At 68.0% G+C, this 16277-nt stretch carries 16 protein-coding genes and 1 tRNA gene; 6 read left to right on the top strand and 11 right to left on the bottom strand.

What is annotated here, in order from left to right:
* Positions 1 to 26: 26 nt before the first annotated feature.
* Positions 27 to 386 carry a hypothetical protein gene (locus VLF18_RS20900; protein WP_325281564.1) on the top strand — a complete coding sequence of 120 codons (360 nt, stop codon included), beginning with the start codon at positions 27 to 29 and terminating at the stop codon, positions 384 to 386.
* 31 nt (positions 387 to 417) lie between these two features.
* Here the strand turns inward: VLF18_RS20900 and rlmB are convergent, their stop codons facing one another.
* Entirely contained in the window at positions 418 to 1155 is a 738-nt protein-coding gene (rlmB, locus tag VLF18_RS20895; RefSeq protein ID WP_325281563.1) for a 23S rRNA (guanosine(2251)-2'-O)-methyltransferase RlmB, read from the bottom strand.
* Positions 1152 to 3650, bottom strand: a complete 2499-nt coding sequence (gene rnr / locus VLF18_RS20890; RefSeq protein ID WP_325281562.1) for a ribonuclease R — start codon at positions 3648 to 3650, stop codon at positions 1152 to 1154. The genes rlmB and rnr overlap by 4 nt, the downstream gene beginning before the upstream one ends.
* 130 nt (positions 3651 to 3780) lie before the next feature.
* Here rnr and VLF18_RS20885 point away from each other — a divergent pair.
* Positions 3781 to 3865, top strand: a tRNA-Leu gene (locus VLF18_RS20885).
* An 89-nt stretch (positions 3866 to 3954) separates the two neighbouring features.
* On the top strand, positions 3955 to 4512 hold the full coding sequence (locus tag VLF18_RS20880) for a hypothetical protein (RefSeq protein WP_325281561.1): 558 nt from the start codon (positions 3955 to 3957) through the stop codon (positions 4510 to 4512).
* 131 nt (positions 4513 to 4643) lie between these two features.
* Here the strand turns inward: VLF18_RS20880 and VLF18_RS20875 are convergent, their stop codons facing one another.
* From VLF18_RS20875 to VLF18_RS20835, 9 genes are all read right to left on the bottom strand, one after another.
* On the bottom strand, positions 4644 to 5063 hold the full coding sequence (locus tag VLF18_RS20875; RefSeq protein WP_325281560.1) for a VOC family protein: 420 nt from the start codon (positions 5061 to 5063) through the stop codon (positions 4644 to 4646).
* 59 nt (positions 5064 to 5122) lie between these two features.
* On the bottom strand, positions 5123 to 6415 hold the full coding sequence (locus tag VLF18_RS20870; protein WP_325281559.1) for an adenylosuccinate synthase: 1293 nt from the start codon (positions 6413 to 6415) through the stop codon (positions 5123 to 5125).
* 82 nt (positions 6416 to 6497) lie between these two features.
* Positions 6498 to 6689: a DUF2065 domain-containing protein gene (locus VLF18_RS20865; protein ID WP_325281558.1), complete on the bottom strand. Its 192-nt coding sequence runs from the start codon at positions 6687 to 6689 to the stop codon at positions 6498 to 6500.
* 3 nt (positions 6690 to 6692) lie between these two features.
* Entirely contained in the window at positions 6693 to 7556 is an 864-nt protein-coding gene (gene hflC / locus VLF18_RS20860; protein WP_325281557.1) for a protease modulator HflC, read from the bottom strand.
* Positions 7553 to 8632: an FtsH protease activity modulator HflK gene (gene hflK, locus VLF18_RS20855; protein ID WP_325281556.1), complete on the bottom strand. Its 1080-nt coding sequence runs from the start codon at positions 8630 to 8632 to the stop codon at positions 7553 to 7555. The genes hflC and hflK overlap by 4 nt, the downstream gene beginning before the upstream one ends.
* Before the next feature lie 431 nt (positions 8633 to 9063).
* Positions 9064 to 10389, bottom strand: a complete 1326-nt coding sequence (hflX, locus tag VLF18_RS20850; protein WP_325281566.1) for a ribosome rescue GTPase HflX — start codon at positions 10387 to 10389, stop codon at positions 9064 to 9066.
* A 5-nt stretch (positions 10390 to 10394) separates the two neighbouring features.
* On the bottom strand, positions 10395 to 10676 hold the full coding sequence (hfq, locus tag VLF18_RS20845; RefSeq protein ID WP_325281555.1) for an RNA chaperone Hfq: 282 nt from the start codon (positions 10674 to 10676) through the stop codon (positions 10395 to 10397).
* A gap of 121 nt (positions 10677 to 10797) precedes the next feature.
* Positions 10798 to 11763: a tRNA (adenosine(37)-N6)-dimethylallyltransferase MiaA gene (gene miaA, locus VLF18_RS20840; RefSeq protein ID WP_325281554.1), complete on the bottom strand. Its 966-nt coding sequence runs from the start codon at positions 11761 to 11763 to the stop codon at positions 10798 to 10800.
* A gap of 160 nt (positions 11764 to 11923) precedes the next feature.
* Positions 11924 to 14041 (bottom strand): S46 family peptidase, encoded by a 2118-nt coding sequence (locus VLF18_RS20835; RefSeq protein ID WP_325281565.1) that lies wholly within the window; start codon positions 14039 to 14041, stop codon positions 11924 to 11926.
* Positions 14042 to 14374: 333 nt separating this feature from the next.
* Here VLF18_RS20835 and VLF18_RS20830 point away from each other — a divergent pair, with 333 nt between their 5' ends.
* The 3 genes from VLF18_RS20830 to VLF18_RS20820 form a co-directional block, all read left to right on the top strand.
* Positions 14375 to 15121: an NAD-dependent deacylase gene (locus VLF18_RS20830; protein WP_325281553.1), complete on the top strand. Its 747-nt coding sequence runs from the start codon at positions 14375 to 14377 to the stop codon at positions 15119 to 15121.
* Positions 15118 to 15612: a Slp family lipoprotein gene (locus VLF18_RS20825; protein ID WP_325281552.1), complete on the top strand. Its 495-nt coding sequence runs from the start codon at positions 15118 to 15120 to the stop codon at positions 15610 to 15612. Before VLF18_RS20830 ends, VLF18_RS20825 begins: the two co-directional genes overlap by 4 nt.
* Positions 15613 to 15698: 86 nt before the next feature.
* A partial coding sequence (locus VLF18_RS20820; protein WP_325281551.1) for a hypothetical protein occupies positions 15699 to 16277 on the top strand: 579 nt, incomplete at its 3' end.

Below are 16277 nucleotides of genomic sequence, written 5' to 3'. Positions count from 1 at the left end.
GCCACGCCACTTCACAGGGGAAGTGCATGTCCACCGTTCAGACCTTGCTGCATCGTTGCCTCGTCGGCATCGCGATGATCTTCTCGGCCGGCGTAGGCGCAGCCGGTCTCCAGTGCACGTCGACATCGGAAGGCTATCGCTGTGAAGCATGGCCGCAGGGCGCCGACTATCGGTACGAGTGGCATCTCGCCGCCCACCTCGCCGTGACCGACGCCGATCTCGATCTCGCGCATCGCCGTCTGCGTTGCCCCAGCGGACACGCGAGCGCGATCGCAGTCACTGTGATCGCCCCCGCGGGCTACGTCGAGAGCGCGACGCAGCTGCTGCCGGCCTGTTCCGAGCTCGGCGCCGGCAACGCTGGCGCCGCCCTCGCCTCGTCGTTCTGAACTGCGCTCGCGGCGACCGACCGCCGCGACGTCAACCGCGCTGACGCAGCACTTCGAACAGTGCGACACCCGTGGCGACCGACACGTTGAGACTCTCGACCGAACCGCGCATCGGAATCCGCGCGAGAAAGTCGCACTGCTCGCGCGTCAGCCGGCGCAGTCCTTCGCCTTCGCTGCCGATCACGAGCGCGATGGGTCCCTTGAGGTCGACGCCGTAGTAGCTCTGTTCGCCTTCGCCCGCCAGACCGACCAGCCAGACGCCCATGTCCTTGAGCGCGCGCAGCGTCCGCGCGAGATTCGTCGCCGCGATGAACGGCACGCGGTCGGCGGCGCCGGCGGAGGCGCGGCGCACGATCGGCGTGATGCCGACGGCCTTGTCCTTGGTCACGACGACCGCAGTCACGCCGGCCGCCTCGGCGCTGCGCAGGCAGGCGCCGAGATTGTGCGGATCGGTGACGCCGTCGAGCACGAGCACGAGCGCCTCGCGGCCGGCGGCTTCGACGAGCGCCGCGAGATCGGCCTCGCTGCGCGGCGGCGCGGCGCGGTATTGCGCGACGACGCCCTGATGGCGCGCGCCGCCGGTCATGCGGTCGAGCAGCTCGCGCGTGCGTCCGTGCGGTTTCACGCCGAGATCGCGCGCACGTTCGGACAGTTCCTTGAGCCGCGCGTTCGTCGTGCCGGTCTCGATAAACAGTTCCACAATGTTCTTCGGATCGTGGCTCAGCGCCGCGTCGACCGAATTGATGCCTACGAGCAGCTCATGGCTCATCGCCGCTTCTTCTCCTGGTGGTCGTCCGCAACGAGACGGAAATCGATCTTGCGATCTTCCAGGCTCGCGCGCAGCACCTGGATGCGGACCGGGTCGCCGAGGCGGAATTTCAGGCCGCGGCGCTCGCCGGTCAGCAGATGCCGGATCGGATCGAAATGGTAGTAGTCGTTCGGCAGCTGCGTGATGTGCACGAGGCCCGTGACTTTCGAATCGACGAGCTCGACGAACAGGCCGAACGACGTCACGCCCGACACGATGCCGTCGAATTCGCTGCCGACGTGCTTCTCCATCCACGCGCACTTGTAGCGCTCGTCGACGTCGCGTTCCGCTTCCTCGGCGCGCCGGCCGCTGCTGGAGCAATGCACAGCCATGCTCGCCATCGTCGCCGGAGAGTAGCGATAGGTCGACGGCTTGCCCTTGGCGAGCGCGTGGCGGATCGCGCGATGCACGAGCAGGTCGGGATAGCGGCGGATCGGCGAAGTGAAGTGCGCGTAGGCATCGAGCGCGAGGCCGAAATGACCGCCGCAATCGGGCTGATATGCCGCGAGCGACTGCGAGCGCAGCAGCACCGACTCGATGAGGCTCGCGTCGGGCCGCTTCTGGATCTTCTTGATCAGCCCCGCGAAGTCGCCGGGTTCGACTTCGGTCGCCGGCGGCATCTTCAGGCTGAAATCCTTGAGGAACTCCAGCAGGTCCTGGTATTTGCCTTCCGGCGGCGGCTCGTGCACGCGATACAGAGCGGGAATGCGCAGCTTGCTCAGATACAGCGCCGCCTGCACGTTGGCGGCGATCATGCATTCCTCGATGAGCTTGTGCGCGTCGTTGCGCGGTTCGGCGCCGAGCTGCACGACCTCGCCCGACGGCGCGAGGCGGAACTTCACTTCGGCGCTCTCGAAATCGATCGCGCCGCGCTTCTTGCGCGCCTTGGCCAGCACCTTGTAGAGCTGGTACAGATGTTCAATATGCGGCATCAGGTTGCCGATCTGCGCGCGCGCGTCGGCGTCCTTTTCGCCGATCGCCTTCCACACCTGGTTGTAGGTCAGGCGCGCATGCGAGCGCATCACGGCCGGATAGAACTTCGACTTCGTGACCTCGCCGGCGTGGTCGACCTGCATGTCGCAGACCATGCACAGGCGCTCGACCTTCGGATTCAGCGAACAGATGCCGTTGGACAGCGTCTCGGGCAGCATCGGCACGACGAATCCCGGGAAATACACCGACGTCGCGCGGTCGTAGGCTTCCTTGTCGAGCGCACTTTCCGGCTGCACGTAGTGCGACACGTCGGCGATAGCGACGACGAGGCGGAACCCGCTCGAGACGGGTTCGGCGAATACCGCGTCGTCGAAATCGCGCGCGTCCTCGCCGTCGATCGTCACGAGCGGCACGCCGCGCAGATCCTTGCGCCCGGCGATTTCCGCGGCCGTGACTTCGGGCTCGACCTCGGCCGCCTCGCGCAGCGCGGCGTCGGGCCATTCATGCCGGATGTCGTGGCTCGCGATCGCCATCTCGACGATCAGCGATGGCGTCAGCCGCTCGCCGAGCACGGCCAGCACGCGGCCGATCGGTCCGCGATGCAGACCCGGCGGCTCGGTGATCTCGCAGACCACGATCTGTCCGGAACGCGCGCCGAGATCCTTGCCCGGCGCGATCAGGATGTCCTGATGCACGCGGCGGTCGTCCGGAGCGACGAGCACGAGCCCATCCTGCTCGACGATGCGGCCGACGAGACGCGGCGAGCGGCGCTCGAGCACTTCGACGATCGCGCCCTGCCGGCGCCCGCGCCGGTCGACGCCGACGATGCTGCCGAGCACGCGGTCGCCGTGCAGCACCTTGCGCATTTCGTAGGGCGACAGATACAGGTCTTCGCCGCCGGCGTCGGGCTTCAGAAACCCGTAGCCGTCGGGATTGGCGAGCACGACGCCGGGCACGAGGTCGAGCTTCTGCGCGACGCCGTAGCCGCCGCGACGGTTCTGGATCAACTGGCCGTCGCGCAGCATCGCGGCGAGCCGTTTCGTCAGCGCGCCGAAATCGCGCTCGTGCGTCAGCGACAGCGCTTTCGCGATCGCTTCGGCATTCATCAGCTGGCCCTGCTCGACGAGAAACGCGAGCAACGCCTCGCGGCTGGGAATGGGATGTTCGTAGCGCTGCAGCTCGCGTTCGGCGAACGGATCGGCTGTGACGGTCGCGGCGGCGCCCGTGCCGCGCCGCGGCTTGACGGTTGCGGCGTCCGCCGCCTGCTTGCGCGATCGCGCCGGCGCGCTTTCGGCCGGCGCCTTGCGCGGCTTGGCCGACTCGGCCGCCGCGGCGATGGCTGCCATCTTGCGCAGCGCGGAAGGCTTCGGCCCGGCGGCGGCCGGCGCCGTCGGCACCGGCGTGGGCGACACCGCGGCACGCTTGCTCCGCGCAGCGGCGCCCGCCTCCGGCATCCAGCCGGGACGTGCGGTTTTTTTCGCGCCGGCGCGCGCCGGTGTATTCGTAGTCCGTGTTTTCTTCATGTGCTCTCTCGTGGAATGAATCAGCCTCGCCGACCTGCGCAGCGATTGCAAGCCAAGCGTTGACAAGCCTGCTAGCGCTCCCTATAGTTCGCGGCCTTCGCGAAGCGGCAAACGCATCGCGCAGGCACCTGCCCAGGTGGCGGAATTGGTAGACGCACTAGTTTCAGGTACTAGCGGGGCGACCCGTGGAGGTTCGAGTCCTCTCTTGGGCACCAATCGATGAACAGAAGGCCCGCCTAGCGCGGGCCTTCTGCCGTCTGGACGATTGAAAGCCGCCCTCAGCGCGGCGTTTCGGGGGAATGCCATGGCAAGCCTGTGTCCGCATTGCAAAGATCGCAGCCTCAGTCCGTCGCGCATCGAAGCCGACCTTCCGGCTCTGTCGTGCGACGGTTGCGGCGGCAGCCTGCTTTCCCTCGTGGCCTATCGCCACTGGCGCGAGCATCAGCCCGGTCAGGCCGCCGTCGACACGGCCGACGATAGCCTCGACGAAGTCAAGGACACGTCCATCGCGCTGTGCTGCCCGAAGTGCCAGCACTTCATGACGAAGTTCCGCATGAGCGCCGATGCGCGCAACCAGATCGACCTCTGCGTGCATTGCGACGAAGCCTGGCTCGACCGCGGAGAGTGGCAGCTGCTCGACCGCCTCGCGCTCGCCGGCCGGCTGACGCTGGTGTTCACGCAGCCCTGGCAGAACCGCGTGCGCTCGACCGAGGCGGAACGCCGCGCCGAGCAGCGCTGGGGCGAGCGCCTCGGCGAACACTACGAACGCGCGCAGGAACTGCGCGAATGGCTGCGCGGCAATCCGCAGGCGCGCGAGATCCTCGCTTACGTCAATCAGGTTCGCGACGACATTCCGTTGTAAATCTGTATATCCGTAGCCATTGCGGCCTTGCGAATCCAAGCTCAGGAATGCGGGAAGAGGAGTGAGAAAACAGAGGCGCAGACCGCGCACTATTTTTCTCACGCCGCTTCACTCCTTGTTTTCAGAAGCGCTCACGCGGGCCCCGGCGCCCCCTTGAACTCGACCGTGTTGCCTTCGATGTCGTCGAAGTACAGTGAAGGTCCCTCGCCTTCCGCGCCGTAGCGCGAGCCGTAGTCGCCCGGCTTCACCCCGTGGGCGGCAAGATGGGCGCGGAGCGCATCGAGATCGAACGGCTCGATGCGCAGGCACAGGTGATCGAGATTGCGCCCTTGCATACCGGGCGCAGCGCCGCCGGCGCGGCCGAGCTTGCCGTCGACACCGACGATGTCGATCAGCGAACGGCCCGCACGCAGCTGCACGAGTCCTATCGCATCCTGACGCTTCTCGATGCGGCAGCCGACGACGTCGCAGTAGAAGCGCACGAGCGCTTCCTGGTCGCGCGCGCGCAGCACGAGATGATCGATTTCGCGAATCCGGAACGGTGGGGTCATTGGGCTCGGCAAGGCGGGTATTCGCGCGCCGGCCGCAGCGGCTGGCGCGCGGCGTCCGATCACGCGAACGGATCGCGCAGGATGATGGTGTCGTCGCGGTCGGCACCGGTCGCGACGAGCGCGAGCGGACACTCGGCGAGTTCCTCGACCGCGCGCAGGTAGGCGCGCGCCGCCGGCGGCAGCTTCGAGAATTCGCGCACGCCCGAGGTCGGCTCGCTCCAGCCCGGGAACTCGAGATAGACCGGTTTGCATTCTTCCCAGCCGGCCGCGTCGAGCGGCGCGAGCGTGCGCTGCTTGCCGCGGTATTCGTAGGCGATGCAGACCTTGATCGACGGCAGTCCGTCGAGCACGTCGAGCTTGGTGATCGCCAGACCCGAGATGCCGTTGATCTGTACCGCGCGCTTGAGCGCGACGAGATCGATCCATCCGCAGCGGCGCGGGCGGCCGGTCGTCGCGCCGAATTCGTTGCCGCGCTTGCGCAGCAGTTCGCCCATCTCGTCGTTGAGTTCGGTCGGGAACGGGCCGCCGCCGACGCGCGTCGCGTAGGCCTTCGCGATGCCGAGCACGTAGTCGATGTCGCGCGCGCCGACGCCGCAGCCGGCATAGGCGCCGCCGACCGTCGTGTTCGACGAGGTCACATAGGGATAGGTGCCGTGGTCGATGTCGAGCAGCGAGCCCTGCGCGCCTTCGAACAGGATCTTCTTGCCGGCCTTGCGCAGGTCGTAGAGGATCGTCGACACGTCGTCGACCATCGGCTTCACGTAATGGCCGAAGGTCAGCGCCTCGTCGAGCACCTTCTGGTAGTCGACCGTGTCGGCCTTGAGCCAGTTCTCGAGCACGAAGTTGTGATAGTCGACCGCGTCGCGCAGCTTGTCGGCGAGCTGGTCCGGATAGAACAGATCGGCGACGCGGATGCCGCGGCGCGCGACCTTGTCTTCGTAGGCCGGTCCGATGCCGCGTCCGGTCGTGCCGATCGCCTTGGCGCCCGAAGCCTTTTCGCGCGCCTGATCGACGGCGATGTGATACGGCATGATCAGCGGCGTCGCCGGCGAGATCTTCAGGCGCGAGCGCACGTCGACGCCCTGCTCTTCGAGTTCGGCGATCTCGGTCTTCAGCGCGGCCGGCGACAGCACGACGCCGTTGCCGATCAGGCACAGCGCCTCGTCGCGCAGGATGCCCGACGGAATCAGGTGCAACACCGTCTTCTTGCCGCCGATGACGAGCGTATGGCCGGCGTTGTGGCCGCCCTGGAAGCGCACGACGGCGCCGACTTCTTCGGTCAGCAGATCGACGATCTTGCCTTTGCCTTCGTCGCCCCACTGGGCTCCGAGGATTACGACTGATTTGCCCATGATTCCGATCCTCAAGCTGGAAACGTGATGACGCCCGCGTTCGCACGACACGCGGGCGTCGAAAACCTGGCGGAGCCCAACGTCACGACACGCTCCGCACGAGCTGCAGCGCAAGCAGCCCGATGACGATCATCGCCGCACCGGCGATGCGCAGCTCGCGCTCGCCGACGCTCTGCAGCAGCGCGGCCACGCGTTTCCACGCGGCCGGCAGCGCAAACAGGAACAGGCCCTCGACGACGAGCACGAGACACAGCGCCGCGTTGAGGTCTTTCACCGCTTATTTGCTGGTGTCGAAATAACGCAGGAGCTCGGACTTCGGGTCCAGCAGCAATACGCCATTTCCGTTACGGAACGACTCGCGATACGCCTCGAGGCTGCGCACGAAGGCGTAGAACTCGGGATCCTTGCCGTAGGCGGCGGCGTAGATCTCGGCGGCTTTCGCGTCGCCTTCGCCGCGCACCGACTGCGCGGTCTTGTTGGCCTCGGCGATCAGCACCTGGCGCTGGCGGTCGGCGTCGGCCTGGATGGTTTCGCCGGCTTCCTTGCCGCGCGCGCGCAGGTCGTTCGCGACCTGTTTGCGCTCGGCGCGCATGCGCTCGTAGACCGACGTCAGCACCGTGCCTTCCTCGGGAAAGTTGATGCCCTTGATGCGCACGTCGACGATCTGGATGCCGAGCGAGCTGCGCGTCGCCGCGTTCGCCTTGTCGCGCACGTGCGTGGTGATGTCGACGCGGCCGTCGGCGATCAGCTCGTGCAGCGGACGCGCGTTGAACTCGAAGCGCAGCGCATCCTTGACGATCGGCGTCAGGCGCAGCGTGGCCTGGTCTTCGGCGCCGCCCGACGCGCCGTAGTACAGCGCGACATCGTCGATCTTCCACTTGACGTAGAAGTCGACGAGCACGCTCTTCTTCTCGGACGTCAGATAGCGCTCGGGCTTGGTATCCAGGCCGAGGACGCGCTTGTCGAAACGCAGCACCTGCTGCACGAACGGCAGCTTCCACTGCAGGCCGGGCTCATAGCCGGCGCGCACGATGCGGCCGAACTGCAGCAGCAGCGCGGTCTCGCCTTCGCGCACGACGAACGTGGAATTGATGCCGAGCAGCACGAGCAGCGCGGCGATCATCGCGACGAACGATTTCATTGCTGGTCTCCCCGCGCCGTGCGCGTGTCGTCAGTCGTGGGCAGCATCACGCCGGCACCGGGCGCGAGGCTCGTGGCCGCGGGAACGAGCCGGTCGGTGGGCACGTTGATCAGGCTGCGGCCGTCGGTCGCGTCGACGACCTTGGCGTTGTCGCGCAGCACCGTCTGCATGGTTTCGAGATACAGGCGCTTGCGTGTGACTTCGGGCGCGGCCTTGTACTGCGTGATGAGCTGATTGAAACGGTCGGCCTCGCCTTCGGCGCGCGCGATGCGCTCGGCGCGATAGCCTTCGGACTCGGCCTTGATGCGCGCGGCCTGACCGCGCGCCTCGGGCACGACCTTATTGGCGTAAGCCTGCGCTTCGTTCTCGGTCTGCTGCTTGTTCTCGCGCGCGTTCGTCACGTCGTCGAACGCATCCTTCACCTCGTGCGGCGGCGCGACCGACTGGAAGTTCACTTCGGTCACGGCGATGCCGGCGTCGTAGCTGTCGAGCGTGGCCTGCAGCACTTTCTTGGTTTCGGCGACGAGTTCGGCGCCCTGCCCGGACAGGATCGTGTCCATCGCGCTGCCGCCGATGACCTGGCGCACGGCGCTCTCGGCCGCCTGCTTCACGGTCACGTTGTCGACGTCCTTGACGTTGAACAGATATTTCTCGGCGTCGCTGACCTGGTACTGCACGTTGAAATCGATCTGGACGATGTTCTCGTCCATCGTGAGCATGCGCACGCTGTCGGCGAGCAGGCGCACGTCCTTGATCTTGACCTTGGTCACCGTCTCGATCGGACGCGGCCATTTCAGATTGAAGCCGGGGCTCATGACGCGGGTCTTCTTGCCGAAGCGCTGCACGACGCCGACATCGCGCGCATTGACGACGCTCCAGCTGTCGAGCGCGACCCACGCGAGCAGGATGGCGATCACCGCGATGAGAATGCCGCCGCCGCTGCCGGCGCCGCCGCCCGAACCGCCGCCCAGCAGGTTGCCGAAGCGTTCGCGCAACCGTCGCAGCGTGTCTTCCATATCCGGGCCTTTCTGATTGCCGCGCCAGGGGTCGCGTTTGCCCGGCTCATTCCATGCCATGAGTTGACCTCGTCATTGCGCGCGCCGTCGCCGGCGCGCCGTGGTTGAACATCCGTCTCCGCGTCCGTCGCCGTCCGCAGTCGCCGCATCGTTCCGCCGCCGGGTCGCGCGAGCCATCCGCGACGCGTCCGCAGCATTGCCGCGGTCCGCGTCACGCACCGTCTCGCGATGAAATCCGCCGGGAATTCCGTCGCGCTACCACAAGGACAGGACAGTGGGGAAAACGGTTGTCCGGTCGGCAACCGTTGAGACGGACGCGGAAGCGTCGTCGGGGACGGATTGCGGCAGGATTGTACCGGAATCGATCGGCACGAATGCCGCCGCCCGGGGAACGATGTGGTTTCAGATCGGGACGCCCGCAGCGGACTCAAGCCCGCCGGAGGTCATGGCATCGTCGCGGGCCGATCCGCGTGCCGTCAGTCGGCGCAACATCAGTCCACGCGCGCTTCCGGCACGGTCGCGGCCAGCGCGGCACGCAGATAGCTGCCGTCGCCGTCGGCGAGGCCGAACAGCGCCTGCAGCCGCGATCGCGGCGCGTCGAGCGCGAGCAGCCAGCCGCCGTCGTCGGCCGCGGCTTCGGTGCGAACGGCACCGGCCTCGTAGAGCCGCGCCCGCAGGCGCCCCTGCGACGGCGCGAGATGCAGCTCGGTGCGCACGCGGTCGCGTCCGAGCTGCTCGACGACGGCTTCCTGCAGCAGGTCGAGCCCCAGCCCCTGCATCGCCGACAGCCAGACGCGCGGCTGCAGGCCGCCGTCGATGTCGTCGCGACGCGGCAGGGCGCCGTCGATGCTGTCGATCTTGTTGTAGACCAGCACCTGCGGCACGTCCGACGCGCCGATCTCGGCCAGCACCGCGGCGACATCGCCCATGCGCTGATCGCGTTCGGGATCGGACGCGTCGACCACATGCAGCAGCAGATCGGCGTCGCGCGTCTCGGCCAGCGTCGACTGGAACGCGGCGACGAGATCGTGCGGCAGGTCGCGGATGAAGCCGACCGTGTCGGCAAGCACGAACGGGCCGCAGGGCAGTCCGTCGATGCGGCGCAGGGTCGGGTCGAGCGTCGCGAACAACTGATCGGCGGCGTAGACGCTCGCGCCGCTGAGCCGGTTGAACAAGGTCGACTTGCCCGCGTTGGTATAGCCGACCAGCGACACCAGCGGCACCGCGTTGCGCAGCCGGCTGCGGCGCGTCTGCTCGCGCTGCTGGGCAACCTTGTCGAGGCGCTCCTGCAACTGCTGGATACGGCCGCGCAGCAGGCGGCGATCGAGTTCGAGCTTGGTTTCGCCGGGGCCGCGCAGGCCGATCGAGCCGCCGCGCTGGCTGTCGAGACCGCTCCAGCCGCGCACCGCGCGCGTGGCCATGTGCTTGAGCTGGGCGAGTTCGACCTGAAGCTTGCCTTCGTGCGAGCGCGCGCGCAGCGCGAAGATATCGAGGATCAGGCCGGTGCGGCCGATCACGCGGCACTCGCAGTATTTCTCGAGATTGCGCTCCTGCACCGGACTCAGGATGTCGTTGACGAGGATCAGGTCGGCGTCGTTGGCCAGCTTGACCTCGCGCAGTTCGTCGACCTTGCCGGTGCCGAGCAGGAAGCGCGCGTTCGGCGTGTCGACGCGCGCGAACAGCTGCGCGACGACGCCGGCGCCGGCCGACGCGGCGAGTTCGGCGAACTCGGCCAGACGCGCGGCCGCGTCGGAGTCGCCGGCCCGTATCGTCTGGACGAGCACGGCGCGCTCGCCCTTTGCAGCGCGATCGTACAGAGCGCTCAGCCTTCGTGCGTGTCGGCGTGGTCGGCGTCGGCGTGATCGCCGCCGCCCTGGCCGTGATGGCCCTCGCCGAGCCGGACGTTGCGGCTCGGGACGACGGTCGAGATCGCGTGCTTGTAGACCATCTGGCTGACCGTGTTGCGCAACAGCACGACGAACTGGTCAAACGATTCGATCGTGCCCTGGAGCTTGATGCCGTTGACGAGGTAGATCGACACCGGCACACGCTCACGGCGCAACGCGTTCAGAAACGGATCCTGCAGCGACTGCCCTTTTGACATTGGTGATTCTCCTGGAGCGAACCGGAAAAAAAGCAGCGGGGAATGCGCGCCAGAACCCGGCGCCCCGGTCCAAGTGTCCGGATCTTAACCGGGATTGAATGCGGCGAGAACGTCGACCGCGTTATGAAACGCGCGTCGGACGTGCGCCATCGAGAAACAGGTTCAGCGCGCTGGCGGCGGTCTCGGCGAGACCGGCACGCTCCGGGTCGAGCCAGCGCGCGTCGAGTTCGGCACGCAGCATCGTGATCTGGCGCTTGGCGAGCTGCCGCGTCGCGAAGACGCCGCGGTCGCGCAGTTCGTCGCCGGAAAACTCGCCGTCGAGGTACTGCCAGACCTGCCGATAGCCGACCGCACGCATCGCCGGCAGGTGGGGATGAATGCCGGCACGTGCGCGCAGCGCCTGCACTTCCTCGATCAGCCCGCCCGCGAGCATCGCGTCGAAGCGTTCCGCGATGCGCGCGTGCAATGGACCGCGGTCGTCCGGCACGAGCGCGAGGCGCAGCAGCCGGTACGGCGGCCGCTGTTCGCGACCCTGCTGCTGTTCGCTGAGCGGACGCCCGCCCAGCGCGATGACTTCGAGCGCGCGCAGCACGCGCTGCGTGTCGCTGGCGCGGATGCGCGCGGCCGAGACCGGATCCGCCGCGGCCAGCCGTGCATGCAGCGCGGCGAGCCCGTCGCGCGCCAGATCGGCCTGCAATTGCGCGCGCCGTGCGGGATCGGAGGCCGGGAGTTCGGAAAACCCGCGCATCAGCGCGCGGAAATAGAGCCCGGTGCCGCCGACGAGCAGCGGAATCCGGCCCTGCGCCGTGATCGAGCCCATCTCGCGCAGCGCATCGCTGCGGAATTCCCCGGCCGAATAGGGCTCGTGCGGTTCGCGGATGTCGATGAGCCGGTGCGGATACCGAGCGAGCGTCGCCGCGTCAGGCTTCGCGCTGCCAATATCGAGCCCGCGATAGACCAGTGCCGAGTCGACGCTGATCAGCTCCAGCGGAAAGCGTTCGGCCAGCACGCAGGCCAGCGCCGTCTTGCCCGAGGCGGTAGGCCCCATGAGCGCGACGGCGAGCGGACGGGTGTCGATGGCGGACATCCGGCAATTCTAGCGGCATCGCCACGGCGGTGGCGGCCGCGGCGCGCGCTGCATTAATCCACAAAGGATGAAATAGAGGGGAGTGGTCAGCAGCCAGAGGCGCAGTGACGACCGCTTTCTCCAGTTCCTGCCTACTCCCCCTCTAGCTGCTGGACACGCCCTACTTCCCCGCAGGCGCCGCTCCGCGCCCTTCCCCGCCGACGCCCATTTCCGCGAGCAGGTTCTTCGCGCCGTCGATCTTGTCCATGACCCAGAGCATGTAGCGCACGTCGACCTGGATCGAGCGGGTCAGCTTCGGATCGAAGATCCAGTCCGCGCTGACGCTGTCCCAGTTGCCGTCGAACGCGAGGCCGACGAGGCGGCCCTGCGCGTCGATCGCCGGCGAGCCGGAGTTGCCGCCGGTGATGTCGAGGTCGGCGAGGAAGTTGACCGGCAGCGCGCCGCTCTTGGCCGAGGCATAAGGGCCGTAGTCGCGCGCGACGAGCGTCTTGTATTCGCCGGCCGGCGTGTCGAACGGATCGTCGCCGGTGGTCTTCGCGACGATACCGTCGCCGGTCGTGAACGCGGTGAACTCCACGCCGTCCTTCTTGAAGCCCTGCACCTGGCCGAAGGTCACGCGCAGCGAGCTGTTGGCGTCCGGATACACCGGCTGCTTCAGCGATTCGTTGTACGCGATCATGCCCTGCATATAGCGCGGACGCAGGCGCAGTTCGTCGCCCTGGCGCTGCTTGCGCGCGTTCTCGATCGCGAGCAGGTCGGGCATCAGCGCGACCATGAACTTCAGCGCGGTGTCGCCGGAGGCCTCCAGTTCGCTGCGCCTGGCCTTGAACAGCTTCAGGCGTTCGTCGACGTTCGTCAGGCGCGTGCCCGCGTACAGCGCATCGACCTTCTGCACGAGCGCCGCATCGTCGTTCGCCGCGGCGCCGAGCCAGGCGTCGAGCGCGGCGACGCGCTGATCCTGCGGCAGCTTCACGTACGCGCGCAGGAAATGCGTGAACAGCTGCTCGTCGACGGCCGGATCCATGCGCCGCTCCCATTGTTTGAGCGTGCCTTCGATCTTGGGCTCGTCGCGCGTCTGGAAACCCTGCTCGCGCTGCAGGTCCGGCTTGGCGCGTTCGCTGGCCGTGCGATAGATGTGGTACGACGCGTTGTACAGGAATGTGCGATTGAGATAACCGAGCACCAGATCGCGCTCGCGCACGCTGCGCTGCTGCGCGAGCACGCCGCGCAGCTCGCCGATGTCGGCGGCCAGCGCCGCGTTCTCGCCGCCCTGCGCGCGCAGCCAGCCGAGCAACGCGTCTTCCTTGGCGGTCTTGGTGTCCACGGCGCGCGCCTTTGCCAGGCCTTCGAGCTGGCCGCGGAAGTTCTTCAGGTAGTTGTTGAAGCCGGCGACGGTGTTGGCGTACTTCACCGCGACCGCCGCGTCCTTCGCGCCCGCGCGATTGATGATGTCGAGGATCTCGGTGTACCAGCGGATGTTGGTCGGATACTGCCAGTCGATCGCGTCGCGCGTTTCCTCGGCGAGGCGGTAGCGGTTCGTGCGTCCCGGATAGCCCGCGACCATGACGAAGTCGCCGGCTTCCAGGCCGTTCGCATTGAGCGGCAGCACGTGCCTGGGCTTGAACGGCACGTTGTCCTTCGCATACGGCTTGGAGCTGCCGTCCTTGGCGACGTAGGCGCGCAGGAAGCTGAAATCGCCGGTGTGGCGCGGCCACATCCAGTTGTCGACGTCGCCGCCGAACTTGCCGATCGCCGATGGCGGCGCATAGACGAGACGCACGTCCTTGATCTCGCGCTGGCGCACGAGCTGGAAGCTGTAGCCGCCGTGAAAATTGTATACATCGCACTTGATGCCGGGCTTCTCGCATTTCGCGACCGCGGACTTCTGCGCCTTGTCGATGGCTTCGTAGCGCGCGAGGCCGCCGAGCTTGGGATCGATCCTGCCGACGATCTCGCGCGTGATGTCGCGGATCTCGTCGGTCACGTAGACGCGCTGGTTCGGGTCGCCGGGCAGCTCCTCGGCCTGCGTGCGCGCGAGGAACCCGTCCTTGATGAGATTCTTCTCGGCCGTCGAGTTGTACTGGATCGCGCCGTAGGCGCAGTGGTGGTTCGTGACGACGAGCCCTTCGGGCGACACGAACGACGCGGTGCAGCCGCCGATGCTGACGACGGCGCCCATGGTCGGGCCGGTCAGATCGGTCAGCCGGGACGGATCGAGTTCGAGACCGCGCGCCTTGAGCTGGCTCGCGATCGCCGGCAGCTGCGCCGGCTGCCACATGCCCTCATCGGCCGCGGCGAACGTGGTGAAGCAGGCGGCTACGGCCGTGACGAGAACTCGACGCAAGGCGGGACACTCCAGCAGAAGGGTTGGCGGAATCGTGCGGCGCCGCGGCGCGCCAGGCGGCAGCGGCGACGTGACGGGCGGTTATGCCGCCGGCCGGCAGTGCCCGCCAGCGCCAGAAGTCATGACGGAACCGTTGCCGGAACCGGTCGGGTCCCCGCGCGTCCGGTAGGGGCGGCGCATGCCCCCGCCACCGGAACGTGGACGTTTTTTCGCTGCTTGCCTGCGCACTTCATGCCGCCTCGCCGTGCCGGGTGCGACACTCGGGCCATGAATCCGATCCGCGAACTCGCCGCGCGCCTGCGGCAGGCCCGGCAGGTGCTGGTGCTGACCGGCGCCGGCATCTCGGCCGAGTCCGGCATTGCGACCTTCCGCGATGCGCAGAGCGGCCTGTGGTCGCGCTTTCGTCCCGAAGACCTCGCCACGCCGGAAGCTTTCCGCCGCGATCCCGCACTCGTCTGGCGCTGGTATGCCTGGCGTCGCGAGCAGGTCGCGCAGGCGCAGCCGAACGCGGCGCATCGCGCGCTCGTCGACATTGCGCAGCGCGTGCCGACCACGCTGGTCACGCAGAACGTCGACGATCTGCACCAGCGCGCGGGCTCGCCCGACGTGATCGCGCTGCACGGTTCGATCGCACGCACGATCTGCTCGGTCACGAAACTCAACATCGACGCCGACTGGCTCGCCGCGCATCCGGGCGAACCGCCGCGTTCGCCGCATCACGCCGACGGACTCGCCCGGCCGGGCGTGGTCTGGTTCGGCGAAAACCTGCCGCCCGATGCGCTCGATCGCGCCGAAGCGGCTGCGCGCGCCTGCGACGTCGTGCTCGCGATCGGCACCTCGGCGTTGGTCTATCCGGCCGCGGGCCTGCCGGGCACCGCCCAGCGAAACGGCGCGTGGTTCGCCGAAATCAATCCGCAGGCCACGCCGCTGACGCCGACCGCCGATCTCGCGGTCGCGCAGGCTGCCGGCACGGCCATGCCGGCGGTGCTCGCCGCCTGGGAGGAATACGCATGAACTGGTTTCGCCGCTGTGCGGCCATCGCATTGCTCGCATCGCTGTCGGCCTGCGCGACGCGCCCTGCCGTCGTCGCCGGCGGGCCGGTCACGCCGGCGCTGCCCTACGAGGTCGCCGCCGAACCCGAACGCTACGGCAACGCCGAGGTCATCTGGGGCGGCATGATCCTCGCGATCGACAACCGCGAGAGCACGACCGAAGTCACCATCCTCGGCTATCCGCTCGACGCGGCGCAGCGGCCCGTACCCGCGGCCGGCACGCGCGGCCGCTTCATCATCGTGCTGCCGGGCTACGTCGAACGCCACGACTATCCCGACGGACTGTTCGTCACGCTGACCGGCCGGCTCGCCGGAACGCGCGCCGGCCGTGTCGGCGAACACGCCTACGTGTTTCCGCTCGTCGAAGCCGCGCATGTGCACCGCTGGCCGCCGGGCTTCCAGTTCGACCGGCCGCAATGGCATTTTGGCGTGGGGGTCGGCGTGAGGTTGTGATAGCCGGGAATCGGGAATCGGATGATCGGTTTCGGCGTGCCGGAACGTTCCGGACGCTGCGACCACTTCGTTGACGAGGAAAACGGATGAAGTTCACGTTGATTCTTTCGATCCTGCTTGCCCTGCCGGCGGCGACCGGTGCGGCCGGACTGGCGGCGGCCTTTCCGCAGCTCGCGAAGCTCGATCTGCCCGACGAAGGCATCACCGTCATGTATCCGCGCGAGCGCGCCGGCACGCCGGCGGCGCCGGCCTGGATCGAGGAATACAAGGCCGCCGGCGTCTATGCGTCGGCGCCGCTGACGTTGCGGCTCGGCGACCTGCCGCCGCTGACGCTGGCCTGCGATTCGGGCGGCAGCGCCGACCCGAGCTGCCGCCTGCTGCGCGACCCGGCCGACGCGAGCGTCGACGTGTTCGCGGCGCCCGGCACGCAGTTCGTGTTCCTGCCCGATGCGCGCATCTACGTCGGCGGACACGCGAACACTTTCTACGACGAGCGCAAGTTGTATACCTGGGAAAAGAATCGCTTCGTGGAAACGCCGCAGGCGCTGCGCCACGTCGGCGTGACCGGCGCGCTGAAGCAGGCGATCGCGCTGCAGCGCACGCCGGGCGGCGCACCGATGGGCGTCTCCCTGCCGGCCGGCACGCGCGTGACCGTGCTCGTCAAC

Source organism: Tahibacter sp., from assembly GCF_035481375.1.
Classification (GTDB): Bacteria; Pseudomonadota; Gammaproteobacteria; order Xanthomonadales; family Rhodanobacteraceae; genus Tahibacter.
Note: the sequence above shows the minus strand (reverse complement) of the source record. Positions and strands in the feature narration are given on the sequence as shown.